General features: G+C 36.0%; 23 protein-coding genes and 1 pseudogene. 18 read left to right on the top strand and 6 right to left on the bottom strand.

The genetic code is table 11. The features are described 5' to 3' along the window. The first annotated feature begins 249 nt into the window (after window positions 1–249). The 5 genes from HMPREF1639_RS08755 (at window position 250) to HMPREF1639_RS08735 (ending at window position 4,866) form a co-directional block, all read left to right on the top strand. On the top strand, window positions 250–849 hold the full coding sequence (locus tag HMPREF1639_RS08755) for a class I SAM-dependent methyltransferase (RefSeq protein WP_036765704.1): 600 nt from the start codon (window positions 250–252) through the stop codon (window positions 847–849). A 176-nt stretch (window positions 850–1,025) separates the two neighbouring features. After that, window positions 1,026–2,354, top strand: coding sequence for an ATP-binding protein (locus tag HMPREF1639_RS08750; protein ID WP_036765684.1), 1,329 nt, complete (start codon window positions 1,026–1,028; stop codon window positions 2,352–2,354). Between the two features lie 93 nt (window positions 2,355–2,447). Continuing rightward, window positions 2,448–3,383: a DUF4300 family protein gene (locus HMPREF1639_RS08745; protein ID WP_052045493.1), complete on the top strand. Its 936-nt coding sequence runs from the start codon at window positions 2,448–2,450 to the stop codon at window positions 3,381–3,383. 29 nt (window positions 3,384–3,412) lie between these two features. Next, window positions 3,413–4,126 carry an AAA family ATPase gene (locus HMPREF1639_RS08740; RefSeq protein WP_036765681.1) on the top strand — a complete coding sequence of 238 codons (714 nt, stop codon included), beginning with the start codon at window positions 3,413–3,415 and terminating at the stop codon, window positions 4,124–4,126. 203 nt (window positions 4,127–4,329) lie between these two features. Then, complete coding sequence (locus HMPREF1639_RS08735) at window positions 4,330–4,866, top strand: phosphatase PAP2 family protein (RefSeq protein ID WP_036765678.1); 537 nt, start codon at window positions 4,330–4,332, stop codon at window positions 4,864–4,866. A 230-nt stretch (window positions 4,867–5,096) separates the two neighbouring features. Here the strand turns inward: HMPREF1639_RS08735 and HMPREF1639_RS08730 are convergent, their stop codons facing one another. Next, window positions 5,097–5,996: a radical SAM protein gene (locus HMPREF1639_RS08730; protein ID WP_036765676.1), complete on the bottom strand. Its 900-nt coding sequence runs from the start codon at window positions 5,994–5,996 to the stop codon at window positions 5,097–5,099. 56 nt (window positions 5,997–6,052) lie between these two features. Continuing rightward, window positions 6,053–6,706, bottom strand: a complete 654-nt coding sequence (locus HMPREF1639_RS08725) for a GerMN domain-containing protein (RefSeq protein WP_036765674.1) — start codon at window positions 6,704–6,706, stop codon at window positions 6,053–6,055. A 407-nt stretch (window positions 6,707–7,113) separates the two neighbouring features. On the opposite strand from HMPREF1639_RS08725, the gene HMPREF1639_RS08720 reads away from it, so the two are divergent. The 7 genes from HMPREF1639_RS08720 to HMPREF1639_RS08690 all read left to right on the top strand — a co-directional run bounded on the left by HMPREF1639_RS08720 (window position 7,114) and on the right by HMPREF1639_RS08690 (window position 11,168). Next, complete coding sequence (locus HMPREF1639_RS08720; RefSeq protein WP_036765672.1) at window positions 7,114–7,293, top strand: DUF951 domain-containing protein; 180 nt, start codon at window positions 7,114–7,116, stop codon at window positions 7,291–7,293. Between the two features lie 116 nt (window positions 7,294–7,409). Beyond that, window positions 7,410–8,606, top strand: coding sequence for an aminotransferase-like domain-containing protein (locus HMPREF1639_RS08715; protein WP_036765670.1), 1,197 nt, complete (start codon window positions 7,410–7,412; stop codon window positions 8,604–8,606). A gap of 348 nt (window positions 8,607–8,954) precedes the next feature. Continuing rightward, window positions 8,955–9,245 carry a 30S ribosomal protein S6 gene (gene rpsF / locus HMPREF1639_RS08710; RefSeq protein WP_036765667.1) on the top strand — a complete coding sequence of 97 codons (291 nt, stop codon included), beginning with the start codon at window positions 8,955–8,957 and terminating at the stop codon, window positions 9,243–9,245. Between the two features lie 14 nt (window positions 9,246–9,259). Continuing rightward, entirely contained in the window at window positions 9,260–9,703 is a 444-nt protein-coding gene (locus HMPREF1639_RS08705) for a single-stranded DNA-binding protein (protein WP_036765664.1), read from the top strand. Between the two features lie 20 nt (window positions 9,704–9,723). Beyond that, window positions 9,724–9,951 (top strand): 30S ribosomal protein S18, encoded by a 228-nt coding sequence (rpsR, locus tag HMPREF1639_RS08700; protein WP_036765662.1) that lies wholly within the window; start codon window positions 9,724–9,726, stop codon window positions 9,949–9,951. A 256-nt stretch (window positions 9,952–10,207) separates the two neighbouring features. Further along, window positions 10,208–10,423, top strand: coding sequence for a helix-turn-helix transcriptional regulator (locus HMPREF1639_RS08695; protein ID WP_036765660.1), 216 nt, complete (start codon window positions 10,208–10,210; stop codon window positions 10,421–10,423). Then, window positions 10,416–11,168 (top strand): DUF3169 family protein, encoded by a 753-nt coding sequence (locus HMPREF1639_RS08690; protein WP_036765658.1) that lies wholly within the window; start codon window positions 10,416–10,418, stop codon window positions 11,166–11,168. The genes HMPREF1639_RS08695 and HMPREF1639_RS08690 overlap by 8 nt, the downstream gene beginning before the upstream one ends. A gap of 84 nt (window positions 11,169–11,252) precedes the next feature. Here HMPREF1639_RS08690 and HMPREF1639_RS08685 read toward each other — a convergent pair whose 3' ends face one another. The 3 genes and pseudogenes from HMPREF1639_RS08685 to HMPREF1639_RS08675 form a co-directional block, all read right to left on the bottom strand. Then, complete coding sequence (locus HMPREF1639_RS08685) at window positions 11,253–12,038, bottom strand: metal ABC transporter permease (RefSeq protein WP_036765693.1); 786 nt, start codon at window positions 12,036–12,038, stop codon at window positions 11,253–11,255. An 8-nt stretch (window positions 12,039–12,046) separates the two neighbouring features. Continuing rightward, a pseudogene (locus tag HMPREF1639_RS08680) lies at window positions 12,047–12,625 on the bottom strand (metal ABC transporter ATP-binding protein); the annotation flags it as partial. Window positions 12,626–12,876: 251 nt separating this feature from the next. Beyond that, a complete protein-coding gene (locus tag HMPREF1639_RS08675; RefSeq protein ID WP_036765653.1) occupies window positions 12,877–13,947 on the bottom strand; it encodes a metal ABC transporter substrate-binding protein in 1,071 nt (356 codons plus the stop codon). A 251-nt stretch (window positions 13,948–14,198) separates the two neighbouring features. Between HMPREF1639_RS08675 and HMPREF1639_RS08670 the strand changes: the two genes are divergently transcribed. The 6 genes from HMPREF1639_RS08670 (at window position 14,199) to HMPREF1639_RS08650 (ending at window position 18,647) form a co-directional block, all read left to right on the top strand. Continuing rightward, complete coding sequence (locus tag HMPREF1639_RS08670; protein ID WP_036765650.1) at window positions 14,199–14,660, top strand: Fur family transcriptional regulator; 462 nt, start codon at window positions 14,199–14,201, stop codon at window positions 14,658–14,660. 104 nt (window positions 14,661–14,764) lie between these two features. After that, window positions 14,765–14,926: a rubredoxin gene (gene rd / locus HMPREF1639_RS09165; protein ID WP_084572506.1), complete on the top strand. Its 162-nt coding sequence runs from the start codon at window positions 14,765–14,767 to the stop codon at window positions 14,924–14,926. A gap of 265 nt (window positions 14,927–15,191) precedes the next feature. Continuing rightward, window positions 15,192–15,992 carry an MBL fold metallo-hydrolase gene (locus HMPREF1639_RS08665; protein WP_036765647.1) on the top strand — a complete coding sequence of 267 codons (801 nt, stop codon included), beginning with the start codon at window positions 15,192–15,194 and terminating at the stop codon, window positions 15,990–15,992. Between the two features lie 105 nt (window positions 15,993–16,097). Then, on the top strand, window positions 16,098–16,577 hold the full coding sequence (gene rlmH / locus HMPREF1639_RS08660) for a 23S rRNA (pseudouridine(1915)-N(3))-methyltransferase RlmH (RefSeq protein WP_036765690.1): 480 nt from the start codon (window positions 16,098–16,100) through the stop codon (window positions 16,575–16,577). 17 nt (window positions 16,578–16,594) lie between these two features. Continuing rightward, window positions 16,595–17,653 (top strand): DnaD domain-containing protein, encoded by a 1,059-nt coding sequence (locus tag HMPREF1639_RS08655; protein WP_036765645.1) that lies wholly within the window; start codon window positions 16,595–16,597, stop codon window positions 17,651–17,653. A 4-nt stretch (window positions 17,654–17,657) separates the two neighbouring features. Continuing rightward, window positions 17,658–18,647 carry an ATP-binding protein gene (locus HMPREF1639_RS08650; protein ID WP_036765643.1) on the top strand — a complete coding sequence of 330 codons (990 nt, stop codon included), beginning with the start codon at window positions 17,658–17,660 and terminating at the stop codon, window positions 18,645–18,647. A 298-nt stretch (window positions 18,648–18,945) separates the two neighbouring features. Here HMPREF1639_RS08650 and dnaB read toward each other — a convergent pair whose 3' ends face one another. After that, complete coding sequence (gene dnaB / locus HMPREF1639_RS08645; protein ID WP_036765641.1) at window positions 18,946–20,280, bottom strand: replicative DNA helicase; 1,335 nt, start codon at window positions 20,278–20,280, stop codon at window positions 18,946–18,948. Window positions 20,281–20,311 lie beyond the last annotated feature (31 nt).

The following is a 20,311-nucleotide window of genomic DNA, read 5'->3' as shown; positions in this document are numbered from 1 at the left end:
TAATAGATTTTATTGATTTAAATTATCACCAACGTTATTTGACATAGAACCTTTTTATATCTATTTCCTTTAACTATCCTAAATATATTGCCCCTATTTTTTCGTGTAAATTGAAATAGTATATATGAAATATAAGGAGTATTTGATATAATTTGATTATAAATATTACTATTATAAAGTTTTTATTTCTCTTCTCTTGATACAGTCGATATTGAGATGAGGGAATACTATAGGAGGTGAATGGTCCTTATGGGCAAGAAAATTTGGGATTTGTGTGCGCCTTTTTACAATTTATTTATGAGGTCTGATAGAGGGGCTTATGAGTATATGTATGAACTTATTTCTAATACTGTCAAGGATAAGATTGTTTTGGAGATAGGTTGTGGTACTGGTAGTTTAGCTAGATATGTATCTCCTTATACAAAGAGTATGGTGGCTACAGACTATTCAAAAGGGATGCTAGAGGTGGCTAGTAGGGGATTAAATCCAGATAATTTACGTTTTGAATTTGCTGATGCAGGTCTACTTCCCTACCCTGATGCTAGTTACGATATTGTCATAATAGCCAACGCCCTTCATATAATGCCGGAACCAATCAAGGCCCTTAGTGAGGTCAGGAGGGTTTTGAAGACAGGTGGTATCTTGATAGCCCCTAATTTTGTAAATATGAGCGGTGGCCTCAAGTCAAATCTTTGGACTAGCTTTTTAAGTTTGCTGGGGGTTAGTTTTGAGCATAAGTGGTCTAAGGATGGTTATGTTAGCTTTATTGAGGAAAATGGATGGAAAATTGAATATATGGAGATGGTTGATACACGAATACTTATGCTCTATTTGGAATGTAAGCATTAATCCATTAATAAGTGTCTCTTTGACTTATTAAAAAAAATTGATGCTAAAGTAAAGGTGGACACGAAGGGGTAGAAAAATTGATTATAATATCGTCGTATTTGTGGTAAAATACAAGTATAGTATTGTCGTATTTGTGGTAAATATGATCTTTTTTATAGTCGGATTTGGAGGAGTTAATGCTTAAAAGAAAAATATATGATAAATTATTGGACTGGAAAAATGAATCAAATGGAAAAACAGCTCTACTTATAGAAGGGGCAAGGAGAATTGGAAAGTCAACAATAGTTGAAGAGTTTGCTAAAAATGAATATGAAAGCTATATAATAATAGATTTTGCCTTTGCATCAGCTGATGTACAGGACTTATTTTTAAATATGAATGATTTAAATTATTTCTTCCTACAATTGCAGTTATTATATGGGGTTGGATTAGAAGAAAGAAAATCTCTCATAGTTTTTGATGAGGTTCAGTTTAATCCTAGGGCTAGGCAGGCAATAAAGTTACTGGTTGCCGATGGTAGATATGATTATATTGAAACAGGATCTCTAATATCTATAAATAAAAATGTAAAAGATATCTTAATCCCAAGTGAGGAAAGAAGGATTCAGATGTACCCTATGGATTTTGAAGAATTCTTGTGGGCTATAGGTGATATGGGAACAATGAAGATATTAAAGTCTTTTTTTGAAGAAAGAAAATCTCTAGGTCAGGTGGTAAATAGGGAAATACTAAGAAAGTTTCGTTTATATATATTAGTAGGTGGAATGCCTCAGTCTGTATTGGAGTATCTTGAATCCAATAATTTAGAGAAAGTTGATAGGATTAAGAGGGATATTATAGATCTTTATGAGCAGGATTTTTATAAGATAGATGACAAGGGAAAGATATCTGCTATATACGAGTCTATACCAAATGAATTAAATAAGCATACTAAGTCATATCAAATTTCTAGTGTATTGCCAAATGATAGGAAATCTACTGTTGATAATGAGCTTACAGAATTGATTTTTTCAAAGACAGTTCTGGCTTCATATAATTTACAAGATCCCAATATAGGTCTTTCTAGTTCATATGATTTAAGTCATTTTAGGTTATATAGTGTTGACACGGGACTTTTGGTTACCTTGATGTTTAAGGATAAGGATTTTACAGAAAATGAAATATATAGGAAAATATTAAGTGATAAGTTGCCTGCAAATTTGGGCATTATATATGAAAATGTAGTTGCCCAGATACTGGCAAGCAAGGGCTATAAGCTTTACTATCATACTTACTATGACAGGGTAAAAAAGAGAAATTATGAAATTGATTTTATTATTTCTAAGGGTAGCAAAATAACTCCAATGGAGGTTAAGTCATCAAATTATAGGAAACATAAATCTCTTGATGACTTTTGTGATAAGTATAGTTCTAGGGTTGGAGAAAAAATAGTGCTTCATACAAAAGACTTGGATTTTAAGGAGTCAACACTTTATTTGCCTGTATATATGGCTCAATTTATATGATTTTATTAAGCTTTATATATTAGCATAGTAATAAATAAGTATAAAGAGTATAGGAATGGAAAAACATTAATTTAAAATAGAGGGAGAAAATTTATGTATAAGAGATTAAAGAAGATGTGTATACTGTCAGTCTGCCTATTTATGGTGACGGGATGCAGTATAAATAAAAAAAATAATGAGGGTATCAGTAATAAGGACCAGTCATTATCTAGCAGTAAGTCTGGTTCGGTTGAAAAGGATGGTGCTAGCAGTGAATTTAAGGTCACTTATACAAATATAAGTGATAAGGCCAGCAGAGACCTGCTTGTCAAGTTGTTTGACCAGGCTGGCATATCAAGGTCTAGGCAAGATGTGTTTTTTAATCATTTAGACCAGTTTAATTCTAGTGTCGATAAGAAGTCCTTGTCAAATGGACTTGAGAGTGCTGGTGTTAAAGATGTTAAATATGATCCCTACCAAATGCAGGACCAATGGAAGAAGAAAAATGGTGACTTTGAGGGTTATAATTGTAGAATAACATCATATGGAATTTTCGGTGACTATATTAAAGTAGATGGAGACAAGGTTATTGATAATACGGATGATATAGCTATCGACTTACTGTCTTTGGGTGACGATAATTCAGCCGCCAAGACTGACAAGGAACTTAATAGCTTTAAGAAGATATTTAGCGGAGTAAAGACTGTTGAGACCAAGGATATAAAAAAGCACTATCAAATATTAAAAAAGGAATGGGATGCTAGAGGGATTAAATTTGCCAAAAATGACAAGGCAAGCCTAGTGTCTGTGGTATTTCACAGCCAGATAGAAAAGGGCGATGACAAGTTATTTATAGGTCATGTAGGCATAATGCTCAAGTCCGAAGATGGAATTTATTTTGTAGAGAAGGTTGCCTTTCAGGAGCCATACAGGTTTAATAAGTTCAAAGATAAGGGTCAGTTGAAGAGATATTTAATGGAAAAGTATGATGTGGAATTTGACCAGCCTACATCCAAGCCTTTTGTGATGGAAAATGACTCTTTGATATAGTTTGCATATATTTTAGTGGGGAAAGTGGTATGGAAAACTTTATAAAGTCTATTAAGATTGACTGGTCCATGCTAGACCAGGATAGTTATGTTCGTCAAATACCAGCCCTGAAGGGCTTTGATAGGCTTGACTTCGAGAGTCCAGTTACATTTTTTGTTGGTGAAAATGGCAGTGGTAAGTCTACCCTGCTTGAGGCCATAGCCATTAGTTGGGGATTTAATCCTGAAGGTGGAACTAAGAATTATTATTTTTCCACCTATGACTCTCACTCTGAACTTTACGATGCCATACGTATGTCTAAGGGGCTTAACAGGGCTGGTTGGGGATACTTTTTGAGGGCAGAATCTTTTTACAACGTGGCTAGTAAGGAAATGGATTATTCCGATAGTGCCCACCCATCAGAGAAGTATCATGAAAAATCACATGGTCAGGGATTTTTCAACCTAGCACAAAAGCAGTTCAAGCCCAATGGTTTGTATATTTTGGACGAGCCTGAAGCAGCCCTATCACCACAGAGACAGTTGAGTCTTTTATTGGAGATACAGATGTGTGTAGAGGCGGGGTCTCAGTTTATAATTGTCACCCACTCGCCTATTATTTTGGGTTTGCCTGGGGCTGAAATACTTCTGTTTGATGAGAATGGAATAAATAAGTGTGATTATGAGGATACAGAGTCTTATATTATTACAAAAATGTTTATCGAGGATAGGAAGAGGGTCTTGGACCAGCTTTTGAGATATTGATATATATTAGGCTTGATGAACATGGATGATACAATAATTAGTAGATTAGTAGATTAGTAGATTAGTAGATTAGTAGATTAGCTATAAGATGCTTTACTTATAATTTGTATTATGTTTGAGGGGGTTAATATGAACAAGAATAATAGGATAAATTCGGTATGTCCAATGTTTATAGATTTTACCCAGAGAGGTGCAGTGAATAAATGAATTTAGATATTATAATTTTAGATTTTATACAGGCTAATATGAGAAACGGATTTATGGACTATATAATGCCTCCAATAACAAAATTAGCCAACCTAGGTATAATATGGATAATCCTATCCATATGCCTACTCCTATCTAAAAAAACAAGGAAGATTGGTTTTGCAATGATTATATCCCTGGCAATGAACGTAATAGTCTGTAATATCCTCCTAAAACCAATGGTTGGAAGGATTAGGCCTTGTCATATAAATACATCAATAGAACTTTTGATAAATAGGCCCATTGACTTTAGTTTTCCATCAGGCCATACATCTATATCATTTACAGCAGTAGGAGTATTATTTTTCAGGAAGAACAAGTTGTTTTTACCAGCCCTGATACTCGCCATACTAATAGGATTTTCAAGGCTCTACCTCTATGTACACTACCCTAGTGACGTCTTGGCAGGAGCCATCTTAGGAATTCTGTTTGGATATATTGGACATAAAATTATCCTCAGCAAAGACCATAAAAAGGCCGGGAGTAGCCGATGATTTTGTGGACAATACAGGATAAAAAGGCCTATTTAAAAATAAAACACAAAATAACCCTTATTGATAAGAATAGGACTAGAATTAAGCAATATCAAAGCGAAGACGAAGGAAAAAATTCCGAGTACTAAGTACATTGGGATTTTTACGAGTCAAGCTTATGAAATTGCAAATTCTAAGTCTAGTTAAGAATAAGGGTATTTTAGTGTTCAATTCAATATCAAAAATCAAAACTACAAAAGAATACTCCTTCTATCAATCCACTCCTGCATTTCTTCTGGTGATGCTTCTTCTAAAATCTTATCTATCTGTTTCAGTAATTTTTCCCTATCAGGTGGCACTATACCCTTTATATACATGGTATTAGAGTTATGAGCAGAAGATATCAGAGCGGTCTTTTCCGGCAAGAGATTGTCTATAATCTCCCTAAGCTCTACCAGCCTATCATACTCACTGGCCTCTTCATACTCACCATTTCTATATAGCTCCCATAGTTCAGTACCAGGCACTAGGGTTACAGACATAGGGAATACCCCCCTGGCATTGACTTGACTGAGCATCTTGCCTGTTTTTCTACCATTTTCTATGGCCTTGTCTATGCCTCTTCCCATTAGACCTGTCAGGATCATGGCATAGTAGTTATAGTCAAACTTGTCCAGTCTCTTCATTTCCCTGATAGCCTCATCGACAGTATTGCCCTTGTTGATAAATTCTAGGGCATCCTGGTTGCCACTTTCCACACCGATATAGAGGTCATTGATGCCAGCTTCCTTTAACTGTCTAAGCTCATCATCCGTCTTGCTTTCAATGTCCTTTACAGCTGCATATGTGGTGATTACCTCCACATTTTTAAGGTGTCTATGGATTATTTCAGCTATCTTTAAGAGTCTTTCTGTCTTTAGGACAAATGGATTACCATTTAATAAAAATACCCTCTTAGTAGACCTATAGAAGGGGTGTTGACTGGCTTCTATCACGTCAGATTCGATTTGCTTAAGACTCTCCATTTTGAAGTTTGTATACCTGTACATACCACAAAACTTGCACTTGTTGTGGGTACAGCCACTAGTCACCTGTAGTAGGAGTGACTTGTATTCCTTTGGTGGTCTGTATATTTGTTCATCATATTTCATAGTATTTATTCCTTTCTAATTTTAAAAGGGAGCAGAGTCTACTCCCCCTTACATATCTACTTGTATTTTAGGTATTCGCCATCCTTTAGAGCTATGTGTCCACCTGAATAATTCTGTCCGTCTACACTTAATTTTACCTGTTCGACCTTGAATGTCTTTACTAGGCTGTTGGCGAAACACCTTAGTGTTAGGGATTCTGATGTTGCTCCTTGATCAAAGTTTACAAACTTGTCATTCATATCTACTACAAGAGTTTTAACTCCATTTATTTCTGTAACCTTGGCAGTTTTTACCTCTGTTCCAGCCTGTAGCATCTTTTTCTCTACCATGGCCTTGACTATATTTCCAACACTGACCTCGTCCACCTGCTTGGTATTTTCTGTCAATTTTTCAGTGTTGATATCAAATGTGTAATAGACTATCTTAGCTTGCTTTACGTTTTTAGTATTTTTATTGTTCTTCTTGTCAATTTTTTTGACATCACTCATAGGTTTCTTATTTTTTTCAGTTTGATCCTTTTTTTCTTCGTCCTTGGTATTCTGACTACTAGTGTCTATAGTTTCCTCAGCATTTGTCTGATTTTCACTTGTTTGAGTCTGGTCCTTGTCATTAGTAGTCTTTTGATTATCCTGGCATGCAGTTAGCAATACAGAACCAAATACTAGAGCAGTTGATAAAATTATCATTCTTATCTTTTTATTTATTTTCATTATTTATTCCTCCCTCTAAATTCATACATGATCTGGTAAAATTTCAACAAATATAAAAATATGCAGCTTATAAAAATAAAAATTTTTCTAGGTTTATTTTTGACTTGAATATGCCAGATATAAGTATACATCAGATTCCTACACTTATATTATACCATATTACTCGACCAGTATAAAATTTATACAAAAAAACTATAGAATATTTTAGATTTAATGTTCAAATAATGGAAATATTATGATATTATATACCTATAGGTATGTAAGAAGACTATACCTGTACAGTTTGAGTTTTGTTGTTTATATTCTAAGCAAACGTTTGGTTGCTCTTTTATATGCCTAGAAAACGTTTTGAATACTGGTGACAAAATCTCTGGCTCATGCTAATATAATAGTAAGGAGGACTAGTTATGCCACTAGATATTAAGGTTGGCAGTCTTGTTGAATTAAAAAAACAACATGCTTGTGGTTGTAAGGAATTTACAGTTACAAGAACTGGTGCAGATGTCAAATTCAAGTGTAATAGTTGTGGGAGGATTATTATGTTGGATAGGGAGACAGCAGAAAGAAGGATAAAGAAGTTCCTATAGCGAAGATAGTTTATGTGGCTTCTTTAGTAATTAGTTTGTAATTCACAAATTAATTCAAACACAGTTTGTGGATTAAAATATATTTTGTTTTTATTTAAATGGAGGTGCTTTTTAAAATGGCAGTAAAATTTGCAAAAAGACTAGAAAATGCAGAAGGATCAGCAATACGTGAAATCCTTAAATTAGCTTCTAACCCAGAAGTTATTTCATTCGCAGGTGGATTACCAGCTCCAGAGCTATTCCCAGTTGAAGAAATGAAGAAAGTTGCTTTAGCAGTTCTAGATGAACAGGGTCAGGCAGCAATGCAGTACTCTGCAACAGATGGTTACCCACCACTAAGAGAGGCTATAGCTGAAAGAATGAACAGAAAGCTTCACACTAACGTTACAGCTGATAGTATACTTGTAACTAACGGTTCTCAGCAGTGCTTGGACTTCATGGGTAGAGTATTCCTTGATGAAGGTGACAAGATAATCGTTGAAAGTCCATCTTACCTAGGTGCTCTTAATGCGTTTAAGGCTTATGGTCCTCAGTTTATAGAAATACCAACTGATGGTGATGGTATGATAATGTCTGAATTAGAAAAGGCTCTTTCTGAAAATCCAGATGTTAAGTTTATCTACGTTATACCAGACTTCCAGAACCCATCTGGTAGAACTTGGCCAATAGAAAGAAGAAAGCAGTTTATGGAAATCATCAACAAGTATGAAATTCCAGTAGCTGAAGATAACCCATATGGTGAACTAAGATTCGAAGGAGAAATATTCCCATCATTGAAGTCTTATGATACAAAGGGATTGGTATTATTCTTTGGTACATTCTCAAAGATATTTGCTCCAGGATTCAGACTTGGTTGGGTTTCTGCTTCTCCAGAAATACTTCAGAAGTTCAACATTTCTAAGCAGTCATCTGACTTACAGGCTTCTACTATTTCTCAGATGGAAATGGCTAAGTTTATAGAAATGTTCGACCTAGACGCTCACGTTGAAAAGATTAAGGCTGTTTACGGTAAGAGGAGAACTATTATGTTAGACGCTATGGATGAATACTTCCCAGAAGGTGTTACATTCACTAGAACTGACGGTGGTCTATTCACATGGGTAACTCTTCCAGAAGGTATAGATGCAGCTCAGTTAATGAAGGACGTAGTTCTTCCAAATAACGTTGCTTACGTTCCAGGTGAACCATTCTATCCAAACGGTGGAAATGCTAACCACTTCAGATTGAATTACTCTTGCATGCCTGAAGACAAGATTGTTGAAGGTATAAAGAGATTAGGTAAGGCTCTTCACGAAGCTATATCATCTCTATAATATAAAAAGTAACAAAATTTAATTTATGATATTAAACAGCACTGGATATATATTCGGTGCTGTTTTTTAAAATATATTTATTTTTACAAAAGGCTTATTTTTATGGTGATAAATGCCTATATTATGGTAGAATCATGACAACCTCTACATGATCAAATGGATAAGCGCTTTTAAGATGGTAAATAAATTTATTCCAAAAAATAAAAAGGTCTATATATAACTAAATAGTGTAAAACTATTGACTAATGTCTATAAATGTTGTAAAATAATTTGGTATGAGAATTTAAGCATTCTCGTCTCTGCTCCGATAGTTCTCGGAGCCGTATAGTCCAAAGGGAGGTGAAAAGAATGAAAGCTTATGAATTACTTTATATTGTAAAGCCAACACTTGATGACGAAGCAAGAGAGGCTGTACTAAACTCAATCAAGGATATCATAACTGAAACTAATGGCGAAGTTGGCGAAGTTGATATTTGGGGAAGTAGAAAGTTAGCTTATCCAATCCAGAAGTTTAGAGAGGGTGTTTACACACTAGTAAACTTCAAGGCTGATGTTGAATTTCCAAAGGAATTAGACAGAAGATTAAAGATAAGCGAAGACGTTATAAGACATGTCATAGTTGCACAAGATGAAAACTAATAGGTGGTGTTAATATGAATAATGTTGTTTTAGTTGGAAGATTAACTAGAGATCCAGAGTTGAGATATATTCCGGGATCTGGCACACCAGTAGCCACATTTACATTGGCTATTGATAGGGATTACAAGAATAGGGATGGTTCTACCACTACAGATTTTATACCTGTAGAGCTTATGGGTAAGCCTGCTGAATTCTGTGCTAACTATGTAACAAAAGGAAGATTAGTAGGTGTTCAGGGTTCTATCAGAGTTGATAGGTATGAAACATCTAATGGAGAAAAGAGAAGCTTCACAAAGGTCGCTGGTCGTAATATACAGGCACTGGAAAGCAAGAGTTCTGCTATGAACAAAAATATGTCAAACGCTGGAGGACAATACGATGCTCCTAAGTTTGAACCAAGTGGAGTAGTAAGTCCTTCTGAGTTCTCTGCTGTTGATGACGACGACGTTCCATTTTAATAAGAGGAGAGGTGAAAGTCATGATAAACAAGAAAAGACGTAAGAAGAAAAGAGTTTGTCAGTTCTGCGCTGACAAAAACACTAAGATAGATTACAAGAACGTACAGAAGTTAGAAAAGTACGTTACTGAAAGAGGTAAAATTCTTCCAAGAAGAATCACTGGTACTTGCGCTAAGCACCAGAGAGAGCTTACAAAGGCAATTAAGCTTGCTAGAAACGTAGCACTTTTACCATATACAGTTGAGTAATAGTAAAAAATCTATAGAGTAAACATAACATAAACCACTGGATTTCCAGTGGTTTTTTTTTGCGTGTAAAATTGATTTACTGGGTTTTAAAAAATGACAAAAAAAGTTGTCAAAAAGTATTGACAAGTATACTTGTCATACCCTATAATAATGACAAAAATATTTGTCAAATATTAAAAAACAAAGATTAACTATATGATGAACATATTTTGCAGGCTATTGATTACAAGCAAGTTATTAGAAAAGGAGGAGGGTCATGCCACTATTGAACAAGTTGAAAGAATATAGGGCTCAGAAGGGGATTAATCAACAAGAATTGAGTAAATTAGTTGATGTGTCAAGACAGACTATTAGTTTAATTGAGAGGGGTGACTACAACCCATCAATTACCCTATGCCTAAAGTTGGCAAAATTATTCGATGTAAGTGTTGAGGATATATTTATATATGAGGAGGATGAAGAAAATGACTAAAAGAAGCAAAGAAAAAAAGAAAAAGAGTTTTGTATGGATAATAATATATATGTGTGTTGGAGCTGTTATAGGTGGTATAATCGGATTTGTAACTAGTGGTAATGTTGACCTTATACACAATAGTATACTTAATATAGGTAAGTTCATAGAGACATATGCTTTTGAGATATATGCCATCACCAATTTAAGTATTTTTGTTATAACTCTTGTATTAGCGGGCATAGGTAGAAAGAGATTTATAAAATCTGTAGCCAGAGAGGATGAAGTATATGACGAAGATATTATGTCAATGGCTATGGGTGCAACTGGCCTTGCTATGATGACGAGCCTTATACTTTTGATACCAGCAGCAAAAGTAATCTTATTAAATCCACACAGGTGGCAGACTTTGGCAACACTTATTATTCTTTTCCTTGTTGTAATAGTTTCTACAGTATTACAGAATAGAATGGTTGAAGATATGAAAAAAGCCTACCCTGAAAAACGTGGGGATGTATATGATATGAGCTTTAAGAAGGATTTGATTGCCAGCTTTGATGAGAGAGAAAAGTCTATTATGCACGAGGCAGGCTTTAAGGCCTATGAAACAACATCTAAGTTGATTTTCGGCCTAACAATAGGTCTCCTATTCCTATCTGTAATTATGGATATCAACCTAGGTTTGGTATTTACCCTATTAGCTATAATGGCGACAGTGAATATTAGCTATGTTTGCTACTGTATCAAGCTAGAAAAAGCCAAGTAAAAAAGTTAACTTAAAAATTTGATAAAAAGAAGGTCAGAACCATATTTTTAAATACTTGGGGTATGACCTTCTTTTTATATTTTATTAATCTTTTTTAAATATCATTAGTAGTATAAGGGTAAGGACTCCGGATAGGACTATAGTTCCTCCTGGTTTGAGACCAACATAGAATGACAGGGTCAAGCCTATTGCTGTAAATACTAGGGCAAACAAGATTGATAGGATTACTGTCATCTTGTAGCTTGATGCAAACCTCATGGCACAAGCTACGGGTATTACCATTATTGAGGATACTATCAGGGTACCGACGGTCCTAGAAGCGATAGATACGGTTAGGGCTGTCAGTATTGTAAATATAAAGTTGACAGTTTTGACTGGTATACCTACCAATCTAGCTCCATCTTCATCAAAGGCTATATACATCAGCTCCTTGTATAGGAGGATAAAGGCGAGCATGACCAAGATGGACAGGATGACAACTAGATAAAGCTCAAAGTCTGTAATTGCCACTATACTACCGAAGAGGAAGCTACTAAATCCTGTCGAACTATCTGTAAAGCCAGATAAGACACCGGCCAGACCTATACCTGCCGACATGGTGATGGCTATTGATATTTCTGAATACTTGGGGAATTTCTTCCTGATAAAATCTATACCAAAGCCAGCTACAACTGTAACTATAATGGCCCCCACTATAGGGTTGGCCCCTATCAAGAGCCCTGCTGCTACACCGGCTAGGGATGTATGAGACAAGGCATCCCCCATCATAGATAGCCTTTTTAGGACGATGATTGTTCCTATGCATGGTATTATGGTTGCTAGGAGTAGACCGACCAAAAAGGCCCTCCTCATAAATTCAAATTCAAACATTTCAAACATCAGTTGACCTCCTTTTCAAAGCATTCCAGTTCAATTAGCTTGTTGGAGTGCTCTTTTATCTTTCTTAGGTCGTGGGAGATCATCAAGATAGTGATATTATCTTCCTGATTTAGTTTGTCTAGTAATTGGTATAGTATTTCCTCAGACTTGTGGTCTATACCAGTTGTAGGTTCATCGAGTATCAAGACCTCCGGCTTGTTTACTATGGCCTTGGCTATTATTACCCTCTGCTGTTGGCCGCCAGAAAGATCTGAAAATCTCCTGTCTATATAGTCTAGCATACCGACTGTGTCAAGAGCCTTTTTTACCGCCTTCCTATGCTCTTTTTTAGGAAACTTGAAGAGACCTATGTCTTTGTACATGTTTAGCATGACTATTTCGCCGACTGTTGCAGGAAAGTCCATTCCCCTTGACAGACCAACTTGAGCTACGTAGCCAATTTTTCCTGTTCTATTGTTGGACCAAGCTGGATTGCCATAGACGCTAATAGTGCCTATGTTTGGCTTTAGCTGGCCCAATATTAATTTTAGCAGGGTAGACTTACCCGTACCATTTGCTCCTATTATACCAACAAAGTCTCCTCTATTTACATCTAGGTTGATACTTGTTAGTATGTAGTCCTTGTCGTATTTGAAGGACATATCCTTTATTTCTATAATTTTATCCACGATTCCCACCTTATCTAGGTTGATACTTTATTTTCAACCTGTCCTTTATAATTTTATATCAGTCAACCTTTAAGGAAGACTAAAAAATTTTTAAATTAAAGAGGCATTATTAAAAATAACGCCTCTCATATGTTTTCATATATAATTATACAGTAATTTGATTAAGCATTCAATGCTTCTAACAATACTTTTAGGTTAGATTCCATAATTGAGAAGTAGTCTTCTCCAGCCTTTAGCTGGTCTTCAGATAGACCTTCAAGTGGATTAAGGACTGCTGTCTTTGCACCCACTTCCTTGGCTATAGTTTCAGATACCTTAGGGCTAACTAGTTCTTCAAAGAAGATATACTTTACATTATTTTCCTTGGCGAACTTTGTCACTTCAGCCATTCTAGCTGCATCTGGTTCAGAGTCTGGTGATAGGCCTTCTATACCGATCTGCTTGATACCATAGGCCTTGCATAGGTAAGCAAAGGCTTCGTGTGATACAACTATATTCTTGCTCTTTGTGTTTTTTAGGCTAGTTAAGAACTTGTTGTCTAGTTCGTCTATCTTCTTTGAATATGTTTCAAAGTTCTTTTCATAGTAGTCCTTGTTGGCTGCATCTGCCTTTACTAGGGCATCCTTGATATTCTTCATTTCTATCTTGGCATTCTGAGGAGCTAACCATACATGTGGGTCATAGGCACCGTGATGGTGGTGTTCGTGAGCGTCTTCGTGATCGTGCTCATGATTTTCTTCCTTGGCATCCTTATCTTCGTCCTTGTGTTCGTCTTCATGCTCATGAGCATCTTCATGATCGTGAGCATCTTCATGATCGTGAGCATCTTCATGATCGTGATGGTGCTCAGACTTAATTAGGTCTACTCCATGTGAAGCTTCTACCTTGACTAACTTACTATCCTTTGTAGTTTCGTCTAACTTTTCTATCCAAGATTCCATACCAGCACCACTGTATACTAGTAGGTCTGCCTCTGATATCTTGGCTAGATCCTTGGCAGATGGTTCCCAGTCATGTGGTTCTGTACCAGCAGGTACTAGGTTAGTTACCTCAACCTTGTCTCCACCTATTTTCTTGGCAAAGTCATACATTGGGTAGAAACTAGTATAGATCTTTAGTTTTTCTCCGTCCTTCTTTTCTGTTGAATTTGCAGTCTTGCCACCTGTACAGCCTGCTAGGGCAAAAGATGTAGCTAGTAGGACTGCAGATAATTTAAGTCCTATTTTTTTCATAAAATCCTCCTTATAACGATTTGAACGTATTTAAACTTAAAATTAAATGCAAAAGCTTGGCATTTTCATAATTCTATTTAGAGTATATTCTTTTAGGAGAGATTTGTCAATAATCAATTGCGATTTTTTTGCATTTATATATATATACAGAACTTATGTCATATATATTTTTAATTTGGGTATAGAAAGCAGGTATTTATGTGATTAATGTGATATAATTAAGTAAATGCAATATATGAAAGGAGGCTTCTATGACTAATACTTGTTCTTGTTCTAAGGATAATCATAGAAAAGAAAATTATGCCTTGTTGAAGGCTGCAAATCTGAAGACTACTAAGAAGAGGATGGAGTTAATAAACTGCCTAAGGCATTCAGAAAAGCCAATGACAGCTGAAGATATATACCATGAGGTTAGGAAGAATGTAAATATCAACCTATCAACAGTATATAGGGCCCTAGGAGCCTTGGTTGATGCCAAGATTCTGACAAGGCAAATATTACTAGATGGTAATAATATATATGAACTTTGTAAGGATTTGCATCATCATATTTTGACATGTAAGGTATGTGGTCAATCGACATATATAGAGATGTGTCCTGTTGAAGATATGAAAGATGATATAGCAGCTAAAACTGGCTATGAAATAACTGGACATAATCTAGAGTTTGTAGGTGTTTGTCCGGATTGTATAAAAAATATGGAAAATGATTGATTTTTTACCTAGAAACTGTTATTTATATTGCTTGGTGGGTATAATACTAACATCAAACAATAAAAAATAAATTAATAAATCAAATAATTAGGAGGACTTTTAAGATGAAGAAGTATGTATGTGATGTATGTGGCTATGTTTATGATCCAGAAATAGGTGATCCAGATTCAGGTATCGCTCCAGGAACTGCATTTGAAGATATTCCAGATGATTGGGAATGTCCAGATTGCGGTGTTACAAAAGAAGATTTCTCAGTAATGGACTAATAAAAACAAAATATGAAAGGGCTAGGGATTGTTCTCTAGCCCTTTCTTTAGGTATGACGGGCATGCCGTCAGTCTCTAGTGAAAGTCCTCCCTACTCCATTTAGCCTATATATGATAGGACAGGTAAAAGTCTGCTAGTTTAAGTCATGATACAAGGTGTTTTTTTTGTAATAAGACTTTTTACCTTAAATGTTCTGTGGATAAAATTAGTCTTTTGCTTTATAATGGTATATATGAATTAGTTAAGAAAGAAAAGGGGGTTTTTATGCTCAAATATTGTTCTATCGGTAGCGGTAGTAGTGGAAATTGCCACTATGTAGGCTACAAGGATACAAATATTTTAATAGATGCAGGCCTGAGTGGTAAGAGGATTTCCAAGGGGCTTGAAGATATAGATGTAGATATAAGCAAGTTGAGGGGAATTTTTATAACTCATGAGCACTCTGACCATATAAAGGGATTGGGTGTCCTATCTAGGAAGTACGACCTACCCATGTATATGAATTACAAAACTTGGATGGCCCTTGAATCCAAGATAGGTAAGGTAAAGGAGTCTAATGTCATGATCTTTGATAATGACAAGGCCTATGATCTTGGTGATATATGTATCAAACCCTTCTCTATAAACCATGATGCGGCTGATCCTGTGGGATTTAGTCTATTTAATGAGAAGGATGAAAAACTGTCTATAGCAACGGATACAGGTCATATATCAGACGAAATCAGGGCAAATATATTGGGGTCCAAGCTAGTAGTATTAGAGTCAAACTACGACAAGGAGATGTTACTGATGGGGTCTTATACATATAGGCTTAAGAAGAGGGTCATGTCAAATACTGGTCACCTATCAAATGAAGATGCGGCCAAATTTGCTGTAGACCTGATAAAGAATGGTACTGAAGATATATTACTGGCCCACTTGAGTAGGGAAAATAATTTTCCAGCCCTGGCATACGAAACATCTAATTATATATTAACAGAAAATAAAATGAAGATAGGCAAGGATGTCCAGTTGGAAGTATTGATGAGAGATGATATATCAAGAGTATATCAGGTCAACAAGTAGAATTAATAATTTGGATTGAGGTCAGTTAACTTTGACAAGCTTATATAGACTGACCACGGTGGCTAGGTCATGGCTAACAAATTATGGGATATGAGGGTAAATATGATAAAGATTAGTATTGTATCTGTTGGAAAGATAAAGGAAAAATACATAAAGCTTGGTATAGAAGAGTTCTCTAAGAGGTTGTCTAAGTACTGCAAGCTGGAAATAATAGAAGTGAATGATGAGAAGGCTCCGGAAAATTTGAGTGACAAAGAGATGACCATGGTCAAGGATAGAGAGGGAATAGCTATTCTATCAAAGATAAAGGACGGGGCCTATGTAGTAGCCCTAGCCATAGATGGTAGGTCTATGTCATCAGAAGACCTAGCTGAGCATATGTCTAGGTTGAGCCTGACAGGTGTCAGTCATATATACCTAGTTATAGGCGGATCTCTAGGTCTAGCTGATATGGTATTGACAAGGGCGGATATGAAGCTGTCATTTTCCAAGATGACCTTCCCCCACCAGCTGATGAGGCTCATACTCTTGGAGCAGGTCTACAGGGCTTTCAGGATAAATAGTGGCCAACCCTACCACAAGTAAGGAAAGGAGTGAAGCCTATGTTTTTTAAGACAATTGACGATGAAACCTATAGTGATATAAGTATACCCAGTATATTTTTTGATATGTTTATGCCTATAGCTAGTGGTAACCAGGTAAAGATATACCTACTAGCCTATAGAGAGGCCTATTTTTATAATGGTTTAAGGGGTGGAGATCTGACAAATGAGATTATATCATCTACACTTGGTATACCTGAAAAAGAGGTTATGGAGGCGTGGCAGTTTTGGGAAGATATGGGTGCCATCAAGATTCACACTCTAGATGACCGTATGGCAGTAGAGTTTTTGGATATAAAGGTGGAGTATATAAAGAATCTCATAGGGGACAAGGGGTTAGATGACCAAGAAACCAGCATGTACTCTACAATAGAAGATGCTTCTTCATTGGAGTATGTGTCTATGTATAATAGAATTGAAGAATTGGCATCTAGAATCTTGACTCCAAATGAAAAGATAGATATATTAGATGCTAGTAAGAAGTATAATATGTCACCTAAAATGGTTGTAGAAGCCTTTGAGAGGTCTATAAGAGACCATGGCAAGATAAAGTCTGTAAACTATGTAATCGGAATTTTGAGGTCTTGGTTTGACCAGTCTATAACTAGCCTAGATGACTTGAAAATTCAGGATGATTTTAGGCAGGAAAAGGCAGAAAATTACAAGGCTGTATTTAGGGCCTTGGGCTTTAATAGGACAGCAACAGAAGGGGAAAAGGAAGCTATAGATAGGTGGTTTTATGAATACCACATGCCAATGGACCTAGTCTTGAAGGCCTGTGCCAAATCTATAAATACATCAAATCCAAATATAAAGTACTTTGACTCTATAATTAGGGCATGGGATAGCAAGGGAATAAGGACCCTAGCCGACCTCAAAAAGGCTGAAGAAGACTTTGCCAAGGCCAAGATAGTTAAGGGGGTGAAGTCAAAAAAGAAGGCTAGCCAACCTATGGCAAGTACTAGGACCAAGTTCCATAATTTTACGCAGAGCATATCAGACAAGTATAGCGATGACGAGATAAACAATATGGTAAGAGAATTAAACAAGAACAGGTGATTGTATGAATAGTGAAAAGATGAGAAATATAATGAAGGAATACCAAGACAAGAGGGACCTTCATGCAACCCAACTGGAAGAGAGGGTAAATAAAATATATACCACTTATCCCCAGCTTGCCCAACTCAACAAAGAGATACAAATGTTGGGAATAGAGATGGCCAAGTCTATACTTGTGGATCCTACAGGACAAGCGATCAAGGTCCTTGAAGCTAGACAGAAGGACCTTATTAGGCATAAGCGGGCTATTATGCAGGCCAATAATATAGATCCAGCCTATATGAGTATGGAATATGACTGTCAGATATGTAAGGATACTGGATTTTTAGAAGATGGCGACCAGTGTAAGTGTCTAAAACAAAAGATACTTAACGATTCCTATGAAATGTCTAACCTCAAACAGATACTTAATGAGGATAATTTTGACAACTTTGATTTTAGTATGTTTTCTGACCAACTAGAAGATGGATGTGAGGTCAGTCCTAGGGAGAATATCAAAAACATCTTCCATAGTGTCCAAGATTATGTTAATAATTTTGACAAACAGGCAGCGAATAAGGCAGACAATAACCTACTTTTTAGGGGGTCAACAGGCCAGGGTAAGACTTTTATGTGTAGTTGTATAGCCAAGCAGATAATGGACAGGGGCTACACTGTAATCTACCAGACTGCCTTCAACCTTATGGATATAATAGAAAGATATAAGTTCAAGACTGAATACTATACAGATAGTGACGAGGAGAATTATAAGAATCTATTTACTTGTGACTTGTTGATTATAGATGACCTAGGAACAGAGATGATAAATAGCTTTACGAGTGCAGAGTTATTTAACATATTAAATTCTAGGCTCAATTCTAGAAAAAAAGTAATCATTTCTACAAATCTAGATATAGCACAGATAGGTAAGCTTTATACTGATAGAACTCTTTCCAGAATAGTCGGAAATTTTCATATCTATGATTTTTATGGAAATGATCTCAGATTTAGATAAAAGTTATCCAAAACTTTTATAGAGTTTATCCACAGAAAATGTTAATAACCTTGTGGATTTATGAGAGTAAAAAATACTATAAAATCAAGCTATTAACACACAAACCAAGACTTATCCACAGAAATCTGTTGAAAAGAACATATTTTCTGTGAATAAGTCTACTTTTTATATATTTTTGGTTCTATATTATTAACCTTGTTCATAATATATACCCATTAGTATCTATAAAAGTGCATAAAAAAATAATATATTCAATATCTGAATATATTATTTTTTCGAAAAATCTATATGTAGTGTTTTACTTGATAGCTTTTAGTTTGTTGGAGAACTTCTGTATCTTTCCTATCCATACCAATTCTATGTTGCTAAGCTCACCGTGTCTGTTTTTGGCTATGATTATTTCTGCCAGGTCTTTTTTCTTAGTTTCCATCTTTGTATAGTATTCATCCCTGTATATGAACATTACTATGTCAGCATCCTGCTCTATGGCTCCAGAGTCTCTCAGGTCTGATAGCTTAGGAGTGTGGTCCTTGCCACTTTCTGTATTTCTTGATAGCTGTGATAAGGCTATGACAGGGCAGTTCATCTCCTTGGCTAATATCTTTAATGACCTAGATATCTTGGATACTTCTTGCTGTCTACTTTCAGCGCGTCCATCTGCTTCCATTAGCTGGAGGTAGTCTATCATGATCATGTCTAGTCCCTTTTCCAATTTTAGCTTCCTGCATTTGGATCTGATTTCTGATACCTTGATTCCGGGTGTATCATCTATGTATATCTTTGATGATGATAGGACTGTCATGGCATCTGTCAGCTTTTTCCATTCATCATCAGCTATCTTACCCTTGCTGATGCTGTCTAGAGCAACATTAGATTGGGATGATACTAGTCTCTGGACCAACTGTTCTTTTGACATTTCCAGACTGAATACAGCCACGCTAGCCTTGGACCTGATGGCTGCATTGGCTACTAGGTTTAGGGCAAAGGCAGTCTTACCCATACCAGGTCTTGCTGCAATTAGGATTAGGTCGCTCTTGTGAAATCCACCTAGTTTTTTGTTGAGGTCTATAAAGCCTGTATCAAGTCCAGTTAGGTCTGAGCCCTTGCTGTAGACGTCTTCTATCATGGCTGTAACGATGGTCAAAACTTCGCTGATAGGCTTGAAGTCTTCGCTCATACGGTCCTGCGAGATATCAAAAATCTTTTTTTCAGCCTTGTTTAGGATATCGTCAAGGTTGTCACTGGCTTCGTATCCCATACTGATAATGTCGTTTGATGCACTTATTAGTTTTCTTAATATGGAGTTTTTCTTGACTATTTCGGCATATACCTTAACATTTGATGTAGTAGGTATCATATTAGTTGTAGATGTAAGGTAGTTTATACCACCCACCTGGTCCAAGTAGCCTTTTTCCTTTAGCCTGTTTGATAGGGTAACTATGTCTATTGGCTTTCTTTCGTTGCTCAGTTCTATCATGGATTCATAGATTACCTTGTGGGCATCCATATAAAAGTCTTCCCTGTCTAGTATCTCTGCAACAGGTATGATAGTTTCACTTTCCATGATTATAGAACCTATTACACATTGTTCTGATTCAAGATTGTGGGGTGGAGTCTTCATTAATTCTGCCATTTTTATAATCCTCCTTATAATCCGACCTATC

This window comes from Peptostreptococcus sp. MV1 (genome assembly GCF_000758885.1).
Lineage (GTDB): Bacteria > Bacillota > Clostridia > Peptostreptococcales > Peptostreptococcaceae > Peptostreptococcus.
The sequence above is the reverse complement of the archived record's forward strand: the minus strand, read 5'-3'. Positions and strand labels throughout refer to the sequence as shown.